Annotated in this window: 17 protein-coding genes; 9 read left to right on the top strand and 8 right to left on the bottom strand. The window is 62.7% G+C overall.

Going from position 1 to position 20,013, the window contains the following annotated elements; translation table 11 throughout:
- Positions 1 to 159: 159 nt before the first annotated feature.
- On the top strand, positions 160 to 1,917 hold the full coding sequence (locus tag ACFQJC_RS11920) for a 2-oxoacid:acceptor oxidoreductase subunit alpha (protein ID WP_390223745.1): 1,758 nt from the start codon (positions 160 to 162) through the stop codon (positions 1,915 to 1,917).
- Complete coding sequence (locus ACFQJC_RS11925) at positions 1,914 to 2,777, top strand: 2-oxoacid:ferredoxin oxidoreductase subunit beta (RefSeq protein WP_390223747.1); 864 nt, start codon at positions 1,914 to 1,916, stop codon at positions 2,775 to 2,777. Before ACFQJC_RS11920 ends, ACFQJC_RS11925 begins: the two co-directional genes overlap by 4 nt.
- Positions 2,778 to 2,801: 24 nt before the next feature.
- Here the strand turns inward: ACFQJC_RS11925 and ACFQJC_RS11930 are convergent, their stop codons facing one another.
- Positions 2,802 to 3,491, bottom strand: coding sequence for a DUF6517 family protein (locus ACFQJC_RS11930; protein ID WP_390223748.1), 690 nt, complete (start codon positions 3,489 to 3,491; stop codon positions 2,802 to 2,804).
- Positions 3,492 to 3,672: 181 nt separating this feature from the next.
- Between ACFQJC_RS11930 and ACFQJC_RS11935 the strand changes: the two genes are divergently transcribed.
- Positions 3,673 to 4,455 (top strand): aldo/keto reductase, encoded by a 783-nt coding sequence (locus ACFQJC_RS11935; protein WP_390225607.1) that lies wholly within the window; start codon positions 3,673 to 3,675, stop codon positions 4,453 to 4,455.
- Between the two features lie 90 nt (positions 4,456 to 4,545).
- Complete coding sequence (locus ACFQJC_RS11940) at positions 4,546 to 4,737, top strand: DUF7333 family protein (RefSeq protein WP_390223749.1); 192 nt, start codon at positions 4,546 to 4,548, stop codon at positions 4,735 to 4,737.
- A 16-nt stretch (positions 4,738 to 4,753) separates the two neighbouring features.
- On the opposite strand, the gene ACFQJC_RS11945 is transcribed toward ACFQJC_RS11940, so the two are convergent.
- From ACFQJC_RS11945 to ACFQJC_RS11955, 3 genes are all read right to left on the bottom strand, one after another.
- Entirely contained in the window at positions 4,754 to 5,878 is a 1,125-nt protein-coding gene (locus ACFQJC_RS11945) for a DUF373 family protein (protein ID WP_390223751.1), read from the bottom strand.
- Between the two features lie 56 nt (positions 5,879 to 5,934).
- The gene (sppA, locus tag ACFQJC_RS11950) at positions 5,935 to 6,936 is read right to left on the bottom strand and encodes a signal peptide peptidase SppA (protein WP_390223753.1); all 1,002 of its coding nucleotides are present in this window, start codon (positions 6,934 to 6,936) and stop codon (positions 5,935 to 5,937) included.
- Between the two features lie 90 nt (positions 6,937 to 7,026).
- Positions 7,027 to 7,950 carry a coiled-coil protein gene (locus tag ACFQJC_RS11955; RefSeq protein ID WP_390223755.1) on the bottom strand — a complete coding sequence of 308 codons (924 nt, stop codon included), beginning with the start codon at positions 7,948 to 7,950 and terminating at the stop codon, positions 7,027 to 7,029.
- Positions 7,951 to 8,249: 299 nt separating this feature from the next.
- On the opposite strand from ACFQJC_RS11955, the gene ACFQJC_RS11960 reads away from it, so the two are divergent.
- Positions 8,250 to 8,687 carry a DUF371 domain-containing protein gene (locus ACFQJC_RS11960; protein WP_390223757.1) on the top strand — a complete coding sequence of 146 codons (438 nt, stop codon included), beginning with the start codon at positions 8,250 to 8,252 and terminating at the stop codon, positions 8,685 to 8,687.
- Positions 8,688 to 8,729: 42 nt separating this feature from the next.
- Positions 8,730 to 9,533 carry an endonuclease III domain-containing protein gene (locus ACFQJC_RS11965; RefSeq protein ID WP_390223759.1) on the top strand — a complete coding sequence of 268 codons (804 nt, stop codon included), beginning with the start codon at positions 8,730 to 8,732 and terminating at the stop codon, positions 9,531 to 9,533.
- 1 nt (position 9,534) lies between these two features.
- On the opposite strand, the gene ACFQJC_RS11970 is transcribed toward ACFQJC_RS11965, so the two are convergent.
- From ACFQJC_RS11970 to ACFQJC_RS11980, 3 genes are all read right to left on the bottom strand, one after another.
- A complete protein-coding gene (locus tag ACFQJC_RS11970) occupies positions 9,535 to 9,960 on the bottom strand; it encodes a DUF7332 family protein (RefSeq protein WP_390223761.1) in 426 nt (141 codons plus the stop codon).
- A 63-nt stretch (positions 9,961 to 10,023) separates the two neighbouring features.
- Positions 10,024 to 10,407 (bottom strand): methylglyoxal synthase, encoded by a 384-nt coding sequence (locus ACFQJC_RS11975; protein WP_390223762.1) that lies wholly within the window; start codon positions 10,405 to 10,407, stop codon positions 10,024 to 10,026.
- A 90-nt stretch (positions 10,408 to 10,497) separates the two neighbouring features.
- Complete coding sequence (locus tag ACFQJC_RS11980; protein ID WP_390223764.1) at positions 10,498 to 12,420, bottom strand: beta-CASP ribonuclease aCPSF1; 1,923 nt, start codon at positions 12,418 to 12,420, stop codon at positions 10,498 to 10,500.
- A 248-nt stretch (positions 12,421 to 12,668) separates the two neighbouring features.
- Here ACFQJC_RS11980 and ACFQJC_RS11985 point away from each other — a divergent pair, with 248 nt between their 5' ends.
- Positions 12,669 to 13,160 carry a hypothetical protein gene (locus tag ACFQJC_RS11985; RefSeq protein ID WP_390223766.1) on the top strand — a complete coding sequence of 164 codons (492 nt, stop codon included), beginning with the start codon at positions 12,669 to 12,671 and terminating at the stop codon, positions 13,158 to 13,160.
- Here the strand turns inward: ACFQJC_RS11985 and ACFQJC_RS11990 are convergent.
- Positions 13,157 to 13,651, bottom strand: coding sequence for an HTH domain-containing protein (locus tag ACFQJC_RS11990; RefSeq protein ID WP_390223768.1), 495 nt, complete (start codon positions 13,649 to 13,651; stop codon positions 13,157 to 13,159). The two genes, ACFQJC_RS11985 and ACFQJC_RS11990, sit on opposite strands and share 4 nt — an antisense overlap.
- 177 nt (positions 13,652 to 13,828) lie before the next feature.
- Between ACFQJC_RS11990 and proS the strand changes: the two genes are divergently transcribed.
- Both proS and gltB read left to right on the top strand, forming a co-directional pair.
- Positions 13,829 to 15,295, top strand: coding sequence for a proline--tRNA ligase (gene proS / locus ACFQJC_RS11995; protein ID WP_390223770.1), 1,467 nt, complete (start codon positions 13,829 to 13,831; stop codon positions 15,293 to 15,295).
- A 172-nt stretch (positions 15,296 to 15,467) separates the two neighbouring features.
- Positions 15,468 to 20,000 (top strand): glutamate synthase large subunit, encoded by a 4,533-nt coding sequence (gene gltB / locus ACFQJC_RS12000; RefSeq protein ID WP_390223772.1) that lies wholly within the window; start codon positions 15,468 to 15,470, stop codon positions 19,998 to 20,000.
- The last annotated feature ends 13 nt before the right edge of the window (positions 20,001 to 20,013 follow it).

Below are 20,013 nucleotides of genomic sequence, written 5' to 3' on the forward strand. Positions count from 1 at the left end.
TCCAATTCAGGCAAATAGTGTGTTCAATCAAAAAACACGCAACGGCAGAATATGCCGTTATACCGGCCGTATTACCGGATTCCGTTCACGTTTCGCAGTCGTAGATTACGCAAATTTTCAGAAGGCTTTTCACCCGGCTATGGGTACGATTCACTCAGCATGCCTGCGGACTTCAATTGGGCCATCGGTGGCGAGGCTGGCGATGGCATCGACTCCACGGGGAAGATTTTCGCTCAGGCACTGTCTCGGGCTGGACGACACGTGTTCACCTCCAAGGATTTCGCATCGCGGATCCGCGGCGGTTACACGGCGTACAAGGTCCGAACAGCCATCGACCCCGTGCAAAGTGTCGTTGACCGTCTCGATGTTCTCATCGCACTCACCCCGCGTACTATCGAGGAAAACCTCGACGAGTTGCACGAGGGTTCGGTAATCATCTACGACGGCGACCGCTCTACGATGGCGGACGTCGAAATCCCCGAGGGGATGATTGGGCTGGACGTTCCCCTCAAAGCACTCGCAGAGGAAGCGGGTGGGGCCATCATGCGCAACGTCGTCGCACTCGGTGCGGCCTGCGCAGTCGCCGACTTCCCCATCGAAAACCTCGACAGCGCACTCCAGAAACGCTTCGGCGGCAAGGGCGAAGCAATCGTGGAGAACAACAAGAAGGCCGCCCGTGCAGGGCGCGACTTCGTCAACGAGGAGTACGACCACGAGTACGATTACGACCTCGAAACGACCGACAACGACTACGTCCTCCTCAACGGTGACGAGGCAATCGGGATGGGCGCACTCGCTGCCGGCTGCCGGTTCTACGCCGGCTACCCCATCACCCCCGCGACGAACGTGATGGAGTACCTGACCGGTCGTATCGAACGCTACGGCGGCCACGTCGTCCAGGCGGAGGACGAACTCGCCGCGATCAACCTCGCACTCGGTGCGGCACGCGCCGGTGCGCGTTCGATGACCGCAACGTCCGGTCCGGGTATCGACCTGATGACCGAGACGTTCGGTCTCATCGCAACCTCCGAGACCCCGCTCGTCATCGTGGACGTCATGCGTTCCGGTCCCTCGACCGGGATGCCGACGAAGCAAGAACAGGGCGACCTGAACATGATGCTCTACGGCGGCCACGGCGAGATTCCACGCTTCGTCGTCACGCCGACGACGATTTCGGAGTGTTTCTGGAAGACCGTCGAGGCGTTCAACCTCGCCGAGAAGTATCAGGTTCCGGTGTACGTCGGTGCGGACCTCGCACTCGCGGTCACCGAACAGACGTTCTCGCCCGAGACGTTCGACATGGACGAAGTCGAAATCGACCGCGGCAAGGTCGTTGACGACGACTCCATCGAAGAGTGGCTGGACGACAAGGGTCGCTTCCAGCCCCACGCAATCACCGACGACGGTGTCAGCCCACGCGCCTTCCCCGGCACGGAACAGGGCGCACACATGTCCACCGGTCTCGAACACGACGAACTCGGCCGTCGCTCCGAGGACAAGGGAATGCGCATCGAGCAGGTCGATAAGCGCAACCGCAAAGTCCAGACCGCGAAGGACGCCGAGGACTTCTCGCCGCGCGAGTTCGGCGACAGCGACTCCGACAAACTCGTCATCTCGTGGGGGTCGAACGAGGGCGCAATCATCGAGGCGATGGAGTTCCTCGAAGAAGACGGCGTCAACGTTCGGTTCCTCTCCGTCCCGTACATCTTCCCGCGACCCGACCTCTCGGACGCCATCGAAGCGGCAGACGAAGTCGTCGTCGTCGAGTGTAACGCCACGGGTCAGTTCGCCGATATCGTCGAGCACGACACGCTGACGCGCGTCAAGCGCATCAACAAGTACAACGGCGTGCGATTCAAGGCCGACGAACTCGCAGAACAAATTAAGGCGACCATCGCCGAGGAGGCTTCCGCATGAGCTCAAACGTTCGCTTCACCGACTTCAAATCAGACAAACAACCGACCTGGTGTCCCGGCTGTGGGGACTTCGGGACGATGAACGGCATCATGAAAGCACTCGCCAACTCCGGTACCGACCCGGACAACACGTTCTTCGTGGCCGGTATCGGCTGTTCCGGCAAGATTGGGACGTACATGAATGCGTACGCCATCCACGGCGTCCACGGCCGTTCGCTCCCCGTCGCCGCCGGCGCCAAGTTGGCCAATCCCGACCTGACCGTCGTCGCCGCCGGTGGTGACGGTGACGGGTACTCGATCGGTGCGGGCCACTTCATCCACGCCGTTCGCCGCAACGTCGATATGGCGTACATCGTCATGGACAACCGCATCTACGGCCTGACCAAAGGACAGGCCTCGCCGACCTCGCGCGAGGACTTCGAGACCTCGACGACGCCCGAGGGGCCGAAACAGCCACCGGTCAACCCGATGGCACTCTCGCTCGCCGCGGGCGGCACGTTCATCGCGCAGTCCTTTGCGACGGACCACAAGCGCCACGCGGAAATCGTCCAGCAGGCAATCGACCACGACGGCTTCGGCTTCGTCAACGTGTTCAGTCCGTGTGTCACGTTCAACGACGTTGACACCTACGACTACTTCCGCGACAACCTCGTGGACCTCGCAGACACGGACCACGACCCGACGGACTACGAAGCGGCGAAGACGAAGATTCTCGACTCCTCGAAGGAGTACGAGGGCGTCATCTACAAAGACGAAGGCTCGACGTCCTACGAGGAGAAGTTCGGCGTCACCGAGAACATGGCCGACATCGACACGACCCCGCCGGAAGACGCCATGGACCTCGTCCGCGAGTTCTACTAACCTCGCAGCCGAATCCGCTCGAACTTACGTTCCTTTTTCGACCGTCCCCGGATGTTCGACAGCAGTGGCTAGGGCCGCAATCGTCTCCATATCGTCCGAATCCGCACCGTTCAGCGCGAAGACGACGATAACGTCGCCGTCGTGTTCGACCGTGGCGACGTGAATTCGAACGGTCGCTTTCCCGCCTTCGTACTGGACCTGCTCGCCATCGACGGTCCGCTCGCCGGGTTCGACTGCGACGGTTCCCTCGTAGGTGACCAGTTCGGTTTCGCTCCCGAGTATCGTCACGTCCTGCGTTCCGACTTCGCGGAGGTCGTTGACTTCGGGAGCGTTGGCGAACGATTGCGCCTCCGTGAGCAACGACAGACCGGTCGTTATCAGTTCGCGGCTCCCGAGCGTGGCGAGGGGGTTCACCAACTGTCCGGCGACTTCGACGTTCGGCGACGAGATGACGGTGAGTACCGAGATATCGGTCCCGTTCGACGGCTTCGAATAGCCCGAAATCCAGACGTTCGCGCTCACGTTTCGAGACGCGGGGCCGACCGAGACGTCCCGTGCTATCGGCACCTCCGTCGTGTTCCCGTGGACGTAGCCGTGAGATTCGTACGCCGAGGCTGGAATCGTCGCAGGCTCGGCCGAGAGCGTCGTCGCCCCGCCGAGACAGCCTGCGAGGACGACAATCGCGGCGAGAGCGAGCGGTACTGTGGGTCGCATGGCGTCTCTAAGGCGCGCAGAGAACATGACACGTTCGGTGAGAAACTCACGTTTGAGAACGATTCGAGACTCGCCAGAGGCGGTAATTCGCCCGCCTTTCGACACGCCTTTTCAACTCGGAACCCACGTGTCGCGTATGACGAACCAGCTGTCGGCGGAGACCGTACCGTCTGCGAACGGGATGCCCACGCTCGGTCTCGGCACGTGGGAGAACACGAACCCCGACGACTGTTCGAACGCGGTGAAGACGGCACTGGAGATGGGCTATCGCCACATCGACACCGCCCAAATCTACGGCAACGAAGCGGAGGTTGGCGAGGGACTCGCCGCCGCCGACGTCGAACGCGACGAGGTGTTCCTCGCCACCAAGGTCTGGATAGACGAACTCTCCTACGACGACGTCATCGAGAGCACCCGCGAGAGCCTCGACAAACTCGGCGTCGAGTACGTGGACCTGCTCTACGTCCACTGGCCGGCACGCGAGTACGACCCCGAAGAGACGCTCGACGCGTTCGACGAACTCGTCGAGAAGGGTCTCACGAAACGCATCGGTATCTCGAACTTCGAACCCGAGCAGGTCCGCGAGGCCATCGAACGCTCCGACGCACCAATCTTCGCCAACCAAATCGAACTCCACCCGCTGCTCCAGCAGGACGAACTCCGCGAGACCTGTGCCGAAGCGGACGTGGAAATCGTCGCCTACTCCCCGCTCGCCCGTGGCGAGGTGTTCAACGTCCCGACGCTCTCCGAAATCGCCGAGAAGCACGGCGTGAGCGAGGCGCAGGTGTCGCTCGCGTGGCTCCGCGAGAAAGGCGTGACCGCCATCCCGAAGGCGACGAGCGAAGGTCACATCCGCGACAACTGGGAGTCGCTCGCACTCGACCTCGACGACGAAGACATCGAGGCAATCGACGACATCGAGAGGACCGACCGCCGCGTCGATCCCGGTTTCGCCCCCTGGTAAGACACCACCCCCGCGGGTGGCGACTCTTTCTTCGAGTGCCGATTCGACAGCGCCGCAACCGATTTCTTCGCTCCGTCCCGAGAGACGCCTATGGACTTCGATTTGACCAAGACGGTCGCACTGCTCGTCGGTCTCGTACTACTCGGAACTGTCGCGCTCATCGGAATGGGATTCATGGCGACGAGCACGGTGTTGATGATGGTGACGCCGGCGATGCTCGTCTTCGGCGCACTCTGTCTCGCTATCGGCGTCAAGCACGGCGAGTACCGCGCGACGAACTAATCTACTCCTCTGTTCGCTAACTTTCGTTTCGCCCTTCGACCACGTCGTCGAACGTCTCGTTCGAGACGCTCGCAGAGATTCTAACGCCGACGAGGCTGATGACGATACCGGCGATGATGAACATCGTCAACCGCTGGACGGGTGCGAGTTCGAGCCTGCCGAGTAACACGAGGTGGTCGAGAAAGCCCTGTCGTTCGAGCAGGTAGCCGGCGAAGCCGCGAACCACCAGTCCGATGGCGATGACGCCGAACGGGAGGTTCATGTACGACGACGGAACGCCCTCGTTACCGATGAGTTCGTCGAGCAAGCGGCCGGCGCTCGCGGTGAGGGCGGCGAACGCGAGCCACGGAACGCTGTGGTAGACGAACAGCACCGACGGGACGAGCACGTCGCCCTCGGCGGCAGGACCACTGATCTGGAGTGCGCCGAGGAACAGACCGACGATGGCGAGACCGGCGGCCACCGCGTAGGTGACCACGGACACCTGCCCGGAGTAGAGCGCGTCACGAATCTGGTCCTGTGCCTCCGAGAGGAACCTGTCGATGGCGAGTCCCTTGTAGAGGAACACCGCACCCGCGAGCGCCGCCAGCCCAGCGAGTGCGACCGCTGGTGTGAACTGGACGAGCAACAGCGGGAGGAGTAGCAGGCCGACGCCGAGCGGAACGAGTACCGTCGAGCGGAGTTCTTCGTCCGCCAAGAACTGCTTGAGCAGGTAGTACGTCGATTCGATGTCGTGGGCCTGGCGGACGACCACCCTATCGACGGCATCGACGCGGAGACGACTCTCGATGACGGGAACGAGTCGCTCGTCTTCGGCGCTGTCGATGACGACGACCGCCGCCTCGGCGTCGAAGTTGGCGACGAGGTCGTCGAGTTGGAGGGCGACAGAGCGGTCGAGACCGACCGTCGTGTCGCTCGTCCCCGAGATGACCGCGACCTCTGCGTCCTCGCGTTCGTCTCGGAGTTCCCGAGTGACGCGAAGGGCTTCGAGCAGACAGTTGACGCTCGAATCCTCCGGGTCGGAGAGTCCGACTTCAGTGACGAGCGACCGAACGGCTTCCCAGCCCACGACCGGCATCGACAGGCCGGTCTTCCGACTGATGTCGTTCGTTCGGTCCACGCAGAGAACGAGCGTTGTCACGACGCGTCAAGACGCAGGCGCGAGGTAAAAACCCCCTCGGTTGCCGAAAATTGGTTTTAAAACCGGAAGTCGAAGCCGTCTGTCGGTTCGAACGACGACGCGATGCCCGCACCGAAGGCGTAGGCGAGACGTTGTGCGCCACCGCGAAGTCGAGTAGTGAGTCGGCGTTGTGGCGTGAACTCGCGGACTTGAATCTCGTCGCGGCCCAGCAGGTCGGCGACCCGCGACTCGACGTCGTCTCGAGTTCCGAGTTCGTCCACGAGTTCGAGGTCGTACGCCTCCGCACCGAGATACACGCGAGCCTCGGTGTCGCGGATTTTCTGTGGGTCCATCTCTCGCCCTTCGGCGACGCGCTCGACGAAGTGGTCGTAGTAGTCGTCGATGAGTCCTTGCAGGTACTCGCGCTCGTCGTTCGTCGGTTCTTTCAGGAGGTTGCCCGCGTCCTTGTACTTGCCCGCGGCGAATCGCTCGTAGGTGACGCCGAGTCGGTCGGCCAGCCCGGCGGCGTTGACCGACGAGCCGATGACCCCGATGGAGCCGACGACGCTCGTATCGTGCGCCCAGAGTTCGTCGCAGCCGCTGGCGATCCAGTAGCCGCCGGAGGCGCACACGTCCGTCGCATAGGCGACGGTCGGCCCGTCGAACTCCATCACCGCGCGGCGGATGTCGTCGCTCGGGAGGACTTCCCCGCCGGGCGTGTTGAGCTTCAGGACGAGCGCCTCCGTGTTCGAGTCGTCGGTGGCGGCCTGAATCTGTTCGACGATGTCGTCCGACGGCGTGCCGCCGCCGCGGCCGGGAATCGGCGGGCCATCACCGTCGCGGGAGATTGGGCCTTCGACGGCGACTTCCGCGACATCGTAGTTCGGCACGAACGCGTTGGCGATTCGTCCGGCGATTCGAATCCCGGCGACGATGGTGACGATGACGAGCAGGATGCCGACGAGGTCGGCGAGCGTCGTAGAGAAGGTTCGAAAGAGTAGCCAGCCGACGATTGCTGCGAGGGTGGCTCCGACGAGCACGATTGCGGCGCGGAGCAGTCCGGAGAGTCGGTCGGTCATAGTAACTCACTCATAGCCGAGGCTCCGGGCGCAGTCAGTATAAAAATGTAATGTCGCAACTGCGACAAAGAGAGAAAACCGTATCCGAACTTAGAGAAGTCCAGCCTTCTGGAGCTTCATCAGGTCCTCGGTATCGAGCGTCTCGCCTTCCTTGAACTTCTGGTAAATCTCCTCTGCTTCGGCCTTTGCGGCCTCGCGCTGTTCTGCGCGGGAGTCCTTGCGCTGGCGCTCTTCCTTCTTGTCGAGTTCGCGGAGGCGCTTCTGGACGCGGACGAAGTCCTCGTGGTGACGGTCTGCGGCTTCCTGGGCTTCGACGAAGAGTTCGTGCATCTCGTCGGCCTTGTCGCGGATGTCGTCGGCCTCGCGGTAGGCCTCGATCATGAGGTTGTGGTGTTCCTGGGCTTCGTCAGCCAGCTCGGTCACCTTCTGGTGGTGCTGGGACGCCTCGGAACGAACCTCTTCTGCCTCCTCGATGAGTTCTTCGAGGTCACCGCTCTCTTCGACTTTCTCCTTTTTTCCGCGGAGTTCGTCGCGCTTCTTCTCGATTTTCTCGATGAGCTCGCGCTCGTCTTCGGTCGAGAGAACTTCGGTCTGCTGGCGGAATTCGAGTTGCTCGATTTCCTCTTTGAGCTCGTCGATGTCTTTCCCATCGTCGAGTTCGAGGTCGCTCTTCATCGTATCGACCTCGTCAAAGAGTTCGTTGGCCTTCGCGTTGAGCTCGTTGCGCAGGTTCTTGTGTTCCTGCACCGCCGAGTTCATCTCGTCGCGCTGTTCGCGGTGTTTCTGGGCTTCATCGACCTTCTCGCGTGTTTTCGCGTTGAGGTCGTCGCGCTTCGATGCGCGCTCGGAAGCCATCTGGTTCAGCTCGTTGCGGCGGTCGCGGAGCTGTCCTGCGAGTTTGATTAGTTCGCCCTTCGAACCGCTTTCCAGCTTCTCGTCTGGGAGGTCAACATTTCGTTCATCGTCGAGCTTCTGTACGTCGAATTCTTCTAGCACTTCCTGCTTCGTTACCATTCGTGATCAAGCCTCGATACCATCACCACTCCAAGCGTAGCGGCGGCTAAATGATTGCAACCGACCGTGGATAAGAAATTCCCGATCATTCTGCGTGCGATGCCACCGAAACGCCGGAGGCGTTCAGGTACCTTAGCATACAAGCGTCCCAGTAATAAGTACTTCGGTGCCGAAACGGGTGAAAACCGTTACCACGCCGCTCCTAACACCCGTATTCCCCATGTTACCGATTGGCACATTATGATTTAAAGGAGCGACCAATCGAGGGGGCTAAACCGGCGCTGTACTGAACTCGACTCATGGAAGAAGTCATTCGCGCACGCGGCCACGAGCACGTCTCGGCGAAGCACGCGAGCACCTTCGAGGTGACGAGCGACGATTGGCTCACGCCCGCGGGCGACTGTATCCTCGCTATCGACGCGGACCGAACCCCCGCCGACTTCGACGAGGCGTTCGTCGAGGCGTGTCAGTCCCACGACGCCACTCTCGAAGCGACGATTACCGTCTCGAACGGCGACGAAACCTACGAACAGTCTGTCGTCGGCCGCGGACACCCCGACCTGACGTTCGAGGGTGACCGAAGCATCGTCCTCCGGACGAGCGACTACACCGACGACCGAACCGGCATGGTCGGTGCCGAGCACGCCGCCGACGGGTTCGACCGCGACCTCGTGGCCGCACTCGCAGCGGGTGGCGACGTGACGTTCACGCTCAGCGTCGAACCGGCAGGAGAGTAGGCTCACGGCGACGTTTTTCTGTGCGGACTTGCAAGCACGACCATGCCCGAAGAGCCGTCTGAAAACATCAGCGGCGGACCCGGCGGTGGCGGCCGCGACGCCCTGTTCGACCCCGAAGACGAGAACGGCGCGACCCGCGCCGCAGTCGTCGTGGACAGACTCGGAGAGATGTACTGGCGGAAAGCCTACGGCGGCCAAGGCGGATTCGAGTGTCTGGTCCGGACGATTCTCAGCCAGAACACGAGCGACAAGGCCAGCCAACCCGCTCACGACGAGTTGATGGCGCAGTATGATGGAGGAGACTTGGCCGAGTCACTGGCCGCCGCCGACCGCGCGGAACTCATCGATGCCATCCGGAGCGCCGGTCTGTATAACCAAAAATCGAAGCTCATCATCGGAGTCGCAGAAGACGTACTCGCGGACTTCGGGAGCGAAGTAGACTTCGATGCGTACGTGCGCGAGGAAGACCCCGCCATCGTCCGCGACCGACTCTTGGAGATGAAGGGCGTCGGCCCGAAGACCGCCGACTGCGTACTTCTCTTCGCGGGCGGGCGCGAGGGTGTCTTCCCCGTCGATACGCACGTCCACCGAATCTCACGCCGAATCGGTCTCGCACCACCCGACGCCGACCACGAGGAAGTTCGGGAGTATCTGGAGCGTGACGTGCCCGCCGAGAAGTGCGGCTTCGGGCATACGGCGATGATTCAATTTGGGAGAGAGTTCTGTATGGCGAGAAAGCCGGCGTGTTTGGATGGTGAGGAAGAGTGTCCGATGGCGGATATCTGTGAGAGAATTGGTGTCGATATCGACGCAGGGACCGTCGTGGACCCCGCCGAAGCGAACTAATCTAACACTGCTTTGTCTTCACACCACCAACCGGCGAGTCGTCGCTGTAACTCGACTCCACACCAGTCCCGGCAAACATCGGCAGGTCCATCGAGAAGTTCGAGACGATGCTAAATCTGGAGAACGGATTCGAGAGGAACTTCCCGAGCGAGCCGACGCCGTCGAAGGAGACGCCGGCGCGGAGTTGGATAATCGACTGATTCCCTATCGAGCCGTGGGCTTCCATGCCGAAGCCGCCCGCGCCGCCGAGGTTCTCGAACAGGGAGAGGAACACCACGAGGTCGATTCCTGCGCCGTTACCGCCGATATCGAACTGGTGACCCTCGCCCGCGAAGCACGGCGAGGTCTGCGTCGCGGCCGCGGCCGGGCCCGAGGCGACGACGATGATAACGACGGCGAGCAGCGAGACACGCGCGAGAGCGTCCATACCCTCCCTACGTAGTACAGTCGCTTAAGATTCCGTGACAGTTATCACCGCTGAGAGTTCCGACTACGCCTCGCCGTCGAGTTGGTCCACGAGTTCGTCGAGCACCGCGTCGGCGCTGGCGAGGTTGGTGGCGAGCGGCGTCTGGTGAACGTCGCACAGGCGAAGCAGTGCGGAGATGTCGGGTTCGTGCGGTTGGGCGGTGAGTGGGTCGCGGAGGAAAATCACGCCGTCGCAGGTCTCGTCGGCGATTTCAGCGCCGATTTGCATGTCGCCGCCGAGCGGTCCCGACTGCTTGCGTTCGATATCGAGTCCGGTCGCGTCGATGAGTCGCTGACCGGTCGTCCCGGTGGCCATGAGTTCGAAGCGTTCGAGGTCTGCTTTCCGCTCCTGTGCGAACTCGATGAGTGCGGGCTTCTTCTCGTCGTGAGCGATGAGTGCGAGACGCATAGCTGAGACTCACTCGACAGAACGCATGAATCTTCGCCCATCCGCAAAACGAACTCCTCAGAGGCTCCGTGGAGGCAGTCGGTGGAGGCGTTACTTGAAGCGGAACGTTTCGAGGTTCTTCGGCGCGAACGTCCGCATGTTGTAGTTGTGGTAGAGCGCCGACGAGAGGTCCTGCACGGAGCGCTCGTCACCGTGGACACAGAGCACCTTCTCCGGACGCGGGTTCATCGTCTTGACGAAGTTTTCGAGTCCCTCGCGGTCGGCGTGGCCGGAGAAGCCATCGACCGTCTCCACGTCCATCTTGAGCTTCAGGGTGCTGGAGCGCCCCATGTCGTTGCGGTCGCTGACGGGGATTTCGTCCCAGCCGGTCTGGATGCGGCGACCGAGCGTTCCCTGTGCCTGGTAACCGACGAAGACGAGACGGGAGTTCGGGTCGGGACCGATGTGGCGGAGCCACGACATGATGGGACCGCCGGTGACCATCCCCGAAGTCGAGATGATGATACACTGGTCGCCGTCGGCGACCTCTTGGCGCTCTTCTTCGCCGGCGTCGATGTGGTTGAACTGCTCGGCGAGGAACGGGTTCTCGTCGTCGTGGAAGATGCGGTCACGCAGGTCGTCGCGGAGGTACTCTGGGTAGGTCGTGTGAATCGCCGTGGCCTCCCAGATCATCCCGTCGAGGTGGACGGGCATCTTCGGAATCTTGCCCGAGCGCATGGCCTCTTCGAGGACGAGCATAATCTCCTGCGAGCGACCGACTGCGAACGCCGGAATGACGACCTTGCCGCCCTTGTCGTACGTCTCTTGGATGACTTCGAGGAGTCGTTTTTCCGAGTCCGCTTGGTCGGTCTGGTAGTCGTTGCGGCCGCCGTAGGTGGATTCGAGGACGAGCGTCTCGACGCGCGGGAAGTCGTTGACCGCGCCGTTGAACAGGCGAGTGTCCTTGTAGTGGATGTCGCCGGAGAACGCGACGTTGTAGAGACCGTCGCCGATGTGGAAGTGCGAGACGGCGGAGCCGAGGATGTGGCCCGCGTTGTGGAACGTGAGCTTCACGTCCGGGGCGATGTCGGTCACGTCCCCGAATTCGAGCGGGATGGTGTGCTTGATGGCTTCGCGGACCATCTCGGACTCGTACGGCGGCGCGCGGCCTTCTTTCGAAGCCACGTCGAGGTAGTCGAGCGTGAGAAGCCCCATCAGGTCGCGCGTCGGTTCGGTCGTGTAAATCGGCCCGTCGTAGCCGTACTTGAACAACAGCGGGATGAGCGCCGAGTGGTCGAGGTGAGCGTGGGTGAGCACGACGGCGTCGAGCGAGTTCGCGCCGGAACCGAGCGCTTCGGGGACTTGGAGGTACGGCACGTCGTCGGACCCGGGTTTGTCGCCACAGTCGATGAGAATCCGCGTGTCGGGCGTCGAGAGGATGAACGACGCGCGGCCGACTTCGCGGCAGCAACCGAGGGTCGTGATTCGAACCCACTCGTCGTTCGAGAGGGATTCGCGGTGGATCTGGCGGCCCGTTCGTTCGAGGATGCGGCGTCGGTCCTCGCGCTCTTGCTTCAGGAAGTTTCGGACGTTAGAAACAGTAGACGATTCGATGGGCGGCGTGCGGACGACTTCGGGCGTCCAGCCGACTTCCTGGGTGATTTGTCGGAGTGTCGAGCCATGGCGGCCGATGACCATCCCCGGCTTCGACGCCTCGATGACGACTTCGCCCGTGTCGGCGTGGAAATCGAGGTCCGTCACGCCCGCTTCCTCGGGGATGACGTCCATAATCTGGGGTTCGGCTTCGCGCGGGTCCGACAGCACGTCGGGGTCGGGTCGAACCGTGATTCGTTTTCGGAGCTTACTCGCCAGTTTTCGAATCAGGTCGCCGTTCTTGGCGAACTTCTTGGGGTCACGTGTATAAACGACGAGTTCGGGACCCTCGTACTTGACATCGGAGACGGAGATGTCGCGTGGGAGTTCGGTCGTAATCTCTGCTTTCAAATTCTCGAGTTGCTTATCTACGGAGCTCATAGTTACGAGCGACCCGCGCGGTCAAATGCCCGCGAGTCTCGGGAGCCACTGCCTCAGAGGTGCTACCGATAGACGGACCCACCAGCGTGGTGTCCACTTCGGTCAACAGCGGAGAGAGCATAGTGAACTGAATACAGTGGTATCTCTGTGCGGGAAGAGGCAGGGGAAAACCCGCTTATTCGATTCTACCACACCTTTACTATAAAACCCTTCGCAAAATCGAAGGACCACGCGCTCCATATGAGTGCATGAATCTCACTCCCGACGCCGTTTCTGCGGAGCATCAGTGGGTCATCGACCGGGCCGACAGAATCGCCAAACTCATCAACGAGACGCGGGCGCGACTCGGTGAGATGTTCGGGACGACGGTAGACCCGGTTGACGAAGCGATGGTCGCAGCGGAGGTCGATGCGGTGTTCGCCCGCGGCGAGGTCGGCGTCAACGTCGCCGCCTACGTCCGGATGCTCCGCGAACTCGACGTCGAAGGCGACTACCCCGGATTCGTCGTGGACGAAGTGCTCGGCCGCGAACTCGCCGCGACGATAGCTGGTGGCGACCCGCTCGGGCTCTTGGCGCAGGCGACGTTCCACTTCGCAGACGTCGCCGTCCACACGGACGGTCCCGCTGGACTCGACGACTTGGAAGCCGCGCTCGCCGCCGGGTTTCAGACGAGACTCCCCGGTTGGTCGTGGCGCGAGCGAGACTGCCCGTTCGATAGTCCGCCGAAAAGAGGGAATTAAGCCGAGAGCGACGAACTCGTCTCGCGGCGCGAACAGTCGTGGTCGAGTTCGCACAACCGGTCGAGGAGCGACCCGACACCTTCCTCGCACGCGGTCACCGACCTGAGCACCTCGGTCTCGTACTCGGCCATCACGGCCCGCGGGACGCGGCGCGTCAGTCGTTCTGGTCCCATCCGCCCGACGCCGCGAACGACGGGGTCACCCAGCCCCGGAAGCGGTTGTCCGTGCATCACGGCCCACCGCGCGTACACGTCAAGATGGTCGCGGATTCGTAGTTCTCGGTACGAGAGGTTCCCGGAGAGGTCCACGAATCGACTCCACGTCTCGACCGAGTAGTGGTCTATGATTCCTCTGTGCACGTACGCGTCGAGTCTGTCCAACACCGATTCGAACTCGCCGCGTTCACCGTCGAGAATCCACAACTCGATTCGAATCGGCCGAGGTGTGTCACGCGGCCCTTCGTCGAGTACCCCTGTGTCAGTTGCTAGCACGCATATCACCCAGGAGGGAGTACGAAGGGTCGTATTATCAACTAGTCGTTCATCAGGCGGAGCGACAGTCTAGCCCGAAAGCACGATCAGCAGACACGATTGCGGTCGGTTCGCTGACTCGCTCTCGTGGGCGTCCCTTCGGGGTGTTTAAGGGTGCGCTGCGGCAAACGCTCTCCAATGAGCGACGAGCAGGAACTCGGCATCACCGAGTCGAAGGAGTACAACACGGGTGAGTGGTACGCCGAAGTCGTCCAAAAGGCGGGTCTGGCGAACTACGGTCCCGAGGGCATGAGCGGCTTTATCGTCACGCGTCCGCGCGGCTATGCGCTGTGGGAGTCCGTCCAGAACTACCTCGACGGTGAGTTCAAGAAGACTGGCGTCCAGAACGCGTACTTCCCCCTCCTCATCCCCGAGAGCTACCTCGAACGCGAGAAGGACATCGTCGAAGGGTTCGACCCCGAAGTCGCGTGGGTCACCCACGGCGGCCACAACGAACTCGAAGAGCGACTCGCGGTCCGGCCGACCTCCGAATCTATCATCGCCCCCTACATGGCGCAGTGGGTCCGCAGTCACCGCGACCTGCCGCTTCGCGTCAACCAGTGGGCGTCTGTCGTCCGCTGGGAGGCCACCGAGACCAAGCCGTTCTTCCGGACGAAGGAGTTCCTCTGGCAGGAAGGCCACACCGCCCACGCGACCCGCGACGACGCGTGGAACGAGACGATGACCCGTCTCTCGCAGTACCAGTCCCTGTACGAGGACGTGCTGGCGATTCCGGTCCTCCGCGGCGCAAAGCCCGACCACGACAAGTTCCCCGGCGCGGATACGACGACGACCGTCGAGGCACTCATGCCCGACGGCAAGTCCGTCCAAGCGGGCACCTCGCACTACCTCGGAACCTCGTTCGCACAGGCGTTCGACATCACCTACACCGACGAGGACGAAGAAGAGATTCCGGCCCACACGACCTCGTGGGGTCTCTCGTGGCGCTCGCTCGGGGCGCTCATCATGACCCACTCGGACGACCAGGGTCTCGTCCTGCCGCCGACGCTCGCCCCCGAACAGGTCGTCATCGTCCCCATCTGGCAGGCCGACACGCAGGAGAAGGTCCTCGACTACGCCGAGGGCATCGCCGAAGAACTCGAAGACGCCGGCGTCCGCGTCGAACTCGACGACCGCGACGAGCGCAATCCCGGCTTCAAGTTCAACGAGTGGGAGCTAAAGGGCGTTCCCGTCCGCTTCGAAATCGGTCCCAACGAGGTCGATGACGAGGTCATCACGGTCGTCCACCGACCCGACGGCGAGTCCGTTGAAGTCGCCCGCGACGACATCGCAGAGGAAGTGTTCGACCAGTTCGACGAGGTGTACGCCAAGTTGTACGCCGCCGCCGAGGAGAACCTCGAAGAGAACGTCCGCGAGGCCTCCTCGCGCAACGAGATTCTCGGCACCATCGGCCAGCACGGTGGCTACGTGAAAGCGCCGTGGTGCGGAGCCGAGTCCTGTGAAGAAGAGATTAAAGAGCAAATCTCGGCGGAAATCGTCATGGTTCCCCTCGACGACGAAGACGCGGAGATTCACGACGGCGAAGACTGCGCCATCTGTGGCGACGACGCCGAAGAGACGGCCTACTTCGCAAAGTCGTACTAGGACGAGTTAGTCTACCGCCCCCTGGCGGTTTTTCACGAATTTTCATCCGTTTCGTTGCCCGTCGAAGGGCAATCGTGCCACATACTAACAGTCCATAGTACCTTATATGTGATTATAACACCCTTATGGTTTCAGGAAAAGGTGCTTATGCGGGTAGTTACTTCTTCGAAGTATGACCAAGCCACACATAGACACAACTCCGTCCCGACCCGGGTTGGCCGACCCGATGGACGAGCGCTCCAACTGCGGCGTTGGGGCCGTTGTAGACCTCGAACACGGCGCTTCGCACCGCGTCGTTGCAGACGGTCTGGAACTCCTCGAAAACCTCGAACACCGGGGCACCACCGGTGCCGAGGAGAACACGGGCGACGGCGCTGGCATTCTCATTCAGCGCCCCGACCGCTTCTTTGAGGCAATCGTCGAAACCGACCTCCCCGAGACGTACGCCGTCGGTTCGGTCTTCATGCCGACCGACGACGAGGTACGCGAACAGGTCGCCGACCTCGTCGAAGAGACGCTCGAATCGTACGACATCTCCGTGTTCCACTGGCGCGACGTGCCGACGAACAACGAGGGACTCGGCAAGACCGCACTCGATTCCGAACCCGACGTCTGGCAAGTCTTCGTCGAACCTGCCGGCGACACGAGCGTTGACGAATTCGACCGCGCACTCTACGTCGCCCGGCGCGCCATCGAGAAAGCCGTGGAGAACCTGACGCTTCCCGGTGCGGCACGGTTCTACGTCTGTTCGCTCGACCGCAAGACGCTCGTCTACAAGGGACTGCTCACCGCCGAGCAACTCCCCGAGTACTACCCCGACCTCTCCGACGAGCGCATGGAGTCCGAACTGACGTTGGTTCACGCGCGCTTTTCGACCAACACGCTGGGCGCGTGGCACCTCGCTCATCCGTACCGTCAGGTCATCCACAACGGGGAAATCAACACCATCCGCGGCAACGTCAACTGGATGCGTGCCCGCGAGACCGACCTCGAACACGAGGCCTTCGGCGCGGACCTCGATACGCTCAAGCCGATTACGAAGGCCGACCAGTCCGACACCGCGAGCGTGGACAACGTGGTCGAACTCCTCCTGAAGAGCGACCGCGAACTCCCGCACGTCCTCCGGATGCTCATCCCCGAGGCGTACCGCAACGACCACCAGATGAACGAGGACCGCCGTGACTGGTACGACTTCCACGCCTCGCTCGTCGAACCGTGGGACGGTCCCGCGCTCGTCGCGGCGACCGACGGCGACCGTATCGCCGCCGTCCTCGACCGGAACGGCCTGCGTCCGTGTCGATACGAAGTGACGACCGACGGGCGACTCATCCTCGCCAGCGAAGTCGGCGCGCTCGACACCGACCCCGCGGAAATCGAACAGCGCGGTCGCCTCCGCCCCGGTGAAATCTTCATGGCCGACCCCGACGAGGGGCGCGTCATCCCCGACGGCGAGGTGTTCGACTCGCTCACCGACGAGAAGTACGGCGAGTGGGTCGCAGAACAACAACGCCACCTCGACGACATCGCCGACGACGGCGTTCGCGCAATCGATAGCATCGAGCAACTCCGCGCGGCGCAGGCCTCCTTCGGCTACACGCACGACCAGCTCAACCACATGATCGAGCCGATGGCCCGCGACGGCAAGGACCCCGTCGGCTCGATGGGTGACGACACGCCGCTGTCGGTCCTCTCGGACCTCAACCGGCCGCTGTTTACCTACTTCAAGCAACTGTTCGCGCAGGTGTCGAACCCGCCTATCGACTACATCCGCGAGAAGTTGGTGACGAGTCTCGAATCCCGACTCGGCTACCAGCGGAACCTCCTCTCTGAGTCGCCGGACCACGCCCGGCAACTCGTCCTCGACTCGCCGATTCTCACCGACGCGCAGACGAGCGCCATCAAGGACCTCGACGGTGACATGCAGAGCGCCGTCGTGGACACCACCTACGAGAAGGGCGACTCGCTCGAAGCCGCAATCGAAGTAGTACGTGACGAAGCGAAAGCAGCAATCGAAGCGGGCGCGGACATCGTCGTCCTCTCCGATCGCAACGTCGGCCCGGACCGCGTGGCGATTCCGAGCCTGCTCGTCACGGGCGCGGTCCACCACAGCCTCGTCCGCAACGGCCTTCGCAACCACGCCGGTCTCGTCGTCGAATCCGGCGACCCCCGCGAAGTCCACCACTTTGCGACCCTCATCGGCTACGGCGCGGGCGCGGTGAACCCGTACCTCGCCTACCAGACCATCGAGGACATCGTCGCCGGACCCGACGGTGCCGACGAGGCCGAAGCCATCAACTCCTACATCCACGCCGTCGAAGACGGCATCCTGAAGACGATGGCCAAGATGGGCATCTCGACGGTCGAGAGTTACCGCGGTGCCCAAATCTTCGAAGCCGTCGGTCTCTCTTCGGACTTCATCAGCGAGTACTTCGAAGGCACCGAGATTCGGACCGAAGGCATCGGCATCGACGTCATCGAGGACGACCTCTTGACGCGTCACGCCGCCGCCTTCGGCGCGGACCCGAAACTCGAACGGCAAGGCGAGTACGAGAACCGGTCGAGCGGGCTTCACCACGGCTGGAACCCCCAGACGGTCGGGACGCTCCAACAGGCGGTCCGCGCGGGCGATTACGACCGCTACAAGGAGTTCGCCGAACTCGTCAACGACCAGTCGAAGGACATCAAGGCGCTCCGCGGTCTGCTCGAATTCGACCCCGACCGCGAGTCCATCGACATCGACGAGGTCGAACCCGTCGAAGACATCGTGAAACGGTTCTCCACCGCGGCGATGTCGCTCGGCAGCCTCTCGCCCGAGGCCCACGAGAACAACTCCATCGCCATGAACCGCATCGGCGGCAAGTCGAATTCGGGCGAGGGTGGGGAACCGCCAGAACGCTTCGGCACCGAGAAGGAGTGCAACGTCAAGCAGGTCGCATCCGGCCGCTTCGGCGTCACCTCGCACTACCTCTCGTCTGCCGACGAGTTGCAAATCAAGATGGCCCAAGGCTCGAAGCCCGGCGAAGGTGGCCACCTCCCCGGCAAGAAGGTCAACGAGATGATTGCCCACGTCCGCTATGCGACGCCGGGCGTCGGTCTCATCTCGCCGCCGCCGCTGCACGACATCTACTCCATCGAGGACCTGAAACAGCTCATCTTCGACCTGAAGTCCGCCAACCCCGAGGCCGACATCAACGTCAAACTCGTCTCCGAGGCGGGTATCGGCACCATCGCCGCCGGCGTCTCGAAGGCCGAAGCCGACGTGGTCCACATCTCGGGCTACGACGGCGGGACGGGCGCATCGCCCAAGACCTCTATCAAGAACGCCGGTCTCCCGTGGGAACTCGGTCTCGCCGAAGCCAACCAGATGCTTCGGGCGACCGGCCTGCGCTCGCGCATCCGCGTCTCCGCCGACGGTGGCATGAAGACTGGCCGCGACGTCGCAGTCGCCGCGCTCCTCGGCGCGGAAGAGTACATCTTCGGGACGGCCTCGCTCGTCACCTCGGGTTGTGTGATGGCGCGTCAGTGCCACGAGAACACCTGCCCCGTCGGCGTCGCCACGCAGGACGAGAACCTCCGAAACCGGTTCCCCGGCCAACCCGACCACGTCATCAACTACATGACGTTCATCGCGCAGGAACTCCGCGAAATCATGGCCGAACTCGGCTTCCGCACGCTCGAAGAGATGATTGGCCGTCCGTCCCTCTTGCGCCAGCGCGAGACGGACCACCCGAAGGCCAAGCACCTCGACCTCTCGGCGGTCATCGCCGAACCCGCGGGCGACGCGCGCACGAAGACCGAAGAGCAAGCGCACGCCGATATCGAGACGCACATCGACCGCAAACTCATCACGGAGGCGACGCCCGCGCTCGAAGACCAGCAACCCGTCGTCATCCGCCGCGACCTACGGAACTCGGACCGCGCGGTCGGTGCGATGCTCTCGAACCGCATCTCCAACGCCTACGGCGGCGAGGGTCTCCCGGAAGAGACGATTCGCTGTGAGTTCTCTGGAACCGCCGGCCAGACGTTCGGCGGTTTCCTCGCCCGCGGCGTCACCATGCGCCTGACGGGTGCCGCGAACGACTACGTCGGCAAGGGTCTCTCCGGTGGCCGCATCATCGTCGAGACGCCCGCCGAGGCGAACTACGACGCCACGGAGAACATCCTCGTCGGTAACGTCGCGCTCTACGGGGCGACCCAGGGCGAGGCCTACATCAACGGGATGGCCGGCGAGCGCTTCGGCGTCCGCAACTCCGGCGTGAAAGCCGTCGTCGAAGGCGTCGGCGACCACGGCTGTGAGTACATGACCGGCGGCGTCGTCGCCGTCCTCGGGAAGACCGGCCGCAACTTCGCCGCAGGCATGTCCGGCGGCGTCACCTACGTCTACGACCCCGACGACGAACTCGCCGCGAACGCCAACACCGAGATGGTCGAACTCCAGTCCGACCTCGACAGTTCGGACGAAGCGATGCTCACCCGGTTGGTCGAGAACCACCTCGCCTACACCGACTCCGAGCGCGCCGCCGAACTCCTCGACGACTGGGAGGCGAGTCTGCAGGAGTTCGTGAAAGTGATGCCCGACGCCTACGCCGAGGTCATCGCCGAGAAACCCGAACAGGACGTTCGCTCCGAACTCCCCGCCGCCGCTGGTGCAATCACGGACGCGGCGTCCGAACGCATCGGCGCGGCGACGACGAGCGACGACTGAACACCCCCGCGAC

The organism is Haloferax namakaokahaiae, from assembly GCF_042663225.1.
Taxonomy (GTDB): Archaea; Halobacteriota; Halobacteria; order Halobacteriales; family Haloferacaceae; genus Haloferax; species Haloferax namakaokahaiae.

Coding starts and splice junctions, on each gene's coding strand:
- ACFQJC_RS11920 (WP_390223745.1), top strand. CDS start 160: ATGCCTGCGGACTTCAATTGGGCCATCGGTGGCGAGGCTGGCGATGGC.
- ACFQJC_RS11925 (WP_390223747.1), top strand. CDS start 1,914: ATGAGCTCAAACGTTCGCTTCACCGACTTCAAATCAGACAAACAACCG.
- ACFQJC_RS11930 (WP_390223748.1), bottom strand. CDS start 3,491: ATGCGACCCACAGTACCGCTCGCTCTCGCCGCGATTGTCGTCCTCGCA.
- ACFQJC_RS11935 (WP_390225607.1), top strand. CDS start 3,673: ATGCCCACGCTCGGTCTCGGCACGTGGGAGAACACGAACCCCGACGAC.
- ACFQJC_RS11940 (WP_390223749.1), top strand. CDS start 4,546: ATGGACTTCGATTTGACCAAGACGGTCGCACTGCTCGTCGGTCTCGTA.
- sppA (WP_390223753.1), bottom strand. CDS start 6,936: ATGACCGACCGACTCTCCGGACTGCTCCGCGCCGCAATCGTGCTCGTC.
- ACFQJC_RS11955 (WP_390223755.1), bottom strand. CDS start 7,950: ATGGTAACGAAGCAGGAAGTGCTAGAAGAATTCGACGTACAGAAGCTC.
- ACFQJC_RS11960 (WP_390223757.1), top strand. CDS start 8,250: ATGGAAGAAGTCATTCGCGCACGCGGCCACGAGCACGTCTCGGCGAAG.
- ACFQJC_RS11965 (WP_390223759.1), top strand. CDS start 8,730: ATGCCCGAAGAGCCGTCTGAAAACATCAGCGGCGGACCCGGCGGTGGC.
- ACFQJC_RS11970 (WP_390223761.1), bottom strand. CDS start 9,960: ATGGACGCTCTCGCGCGTGTCTCGCTGCTCGCCGTCGTTATCATCGTC.
- ACFQJC_RS11975 (WP_390223762.1), bottom strand. CDS start 10,407: ATGCGTCTCGCACTCATCGCTCACGACGAGAAGAAGCCCGCACTCATC.
- ACFQJC_RS11980 (WP_390223764.1), bottom strand. CDS start 12,420: ATGAGCTCCGTAGATAAGCAACTCGAGAATTTGAAAGCAGAGATTACG.
- ACFQJC_RS11985 (WP_390223766.1), top strand. CDS start 12,669: ATGAATCTCACTCCCGACGCCGTTTCTGCGGAGCATCAGTGGGTCATC.
- proS (WP_390223770.1), top strand. CDS start 13,829: ATGAGCGACGAGCAGGAACTCGGCATCACCGAGTCGAAGGAGTACAAC.
- gltB (WP_390223772.1), top strand. CDS start 15,468: ATGACCAAGCCACACATAGACACAACTCCGTCCCGACCCGGGTTGGCC.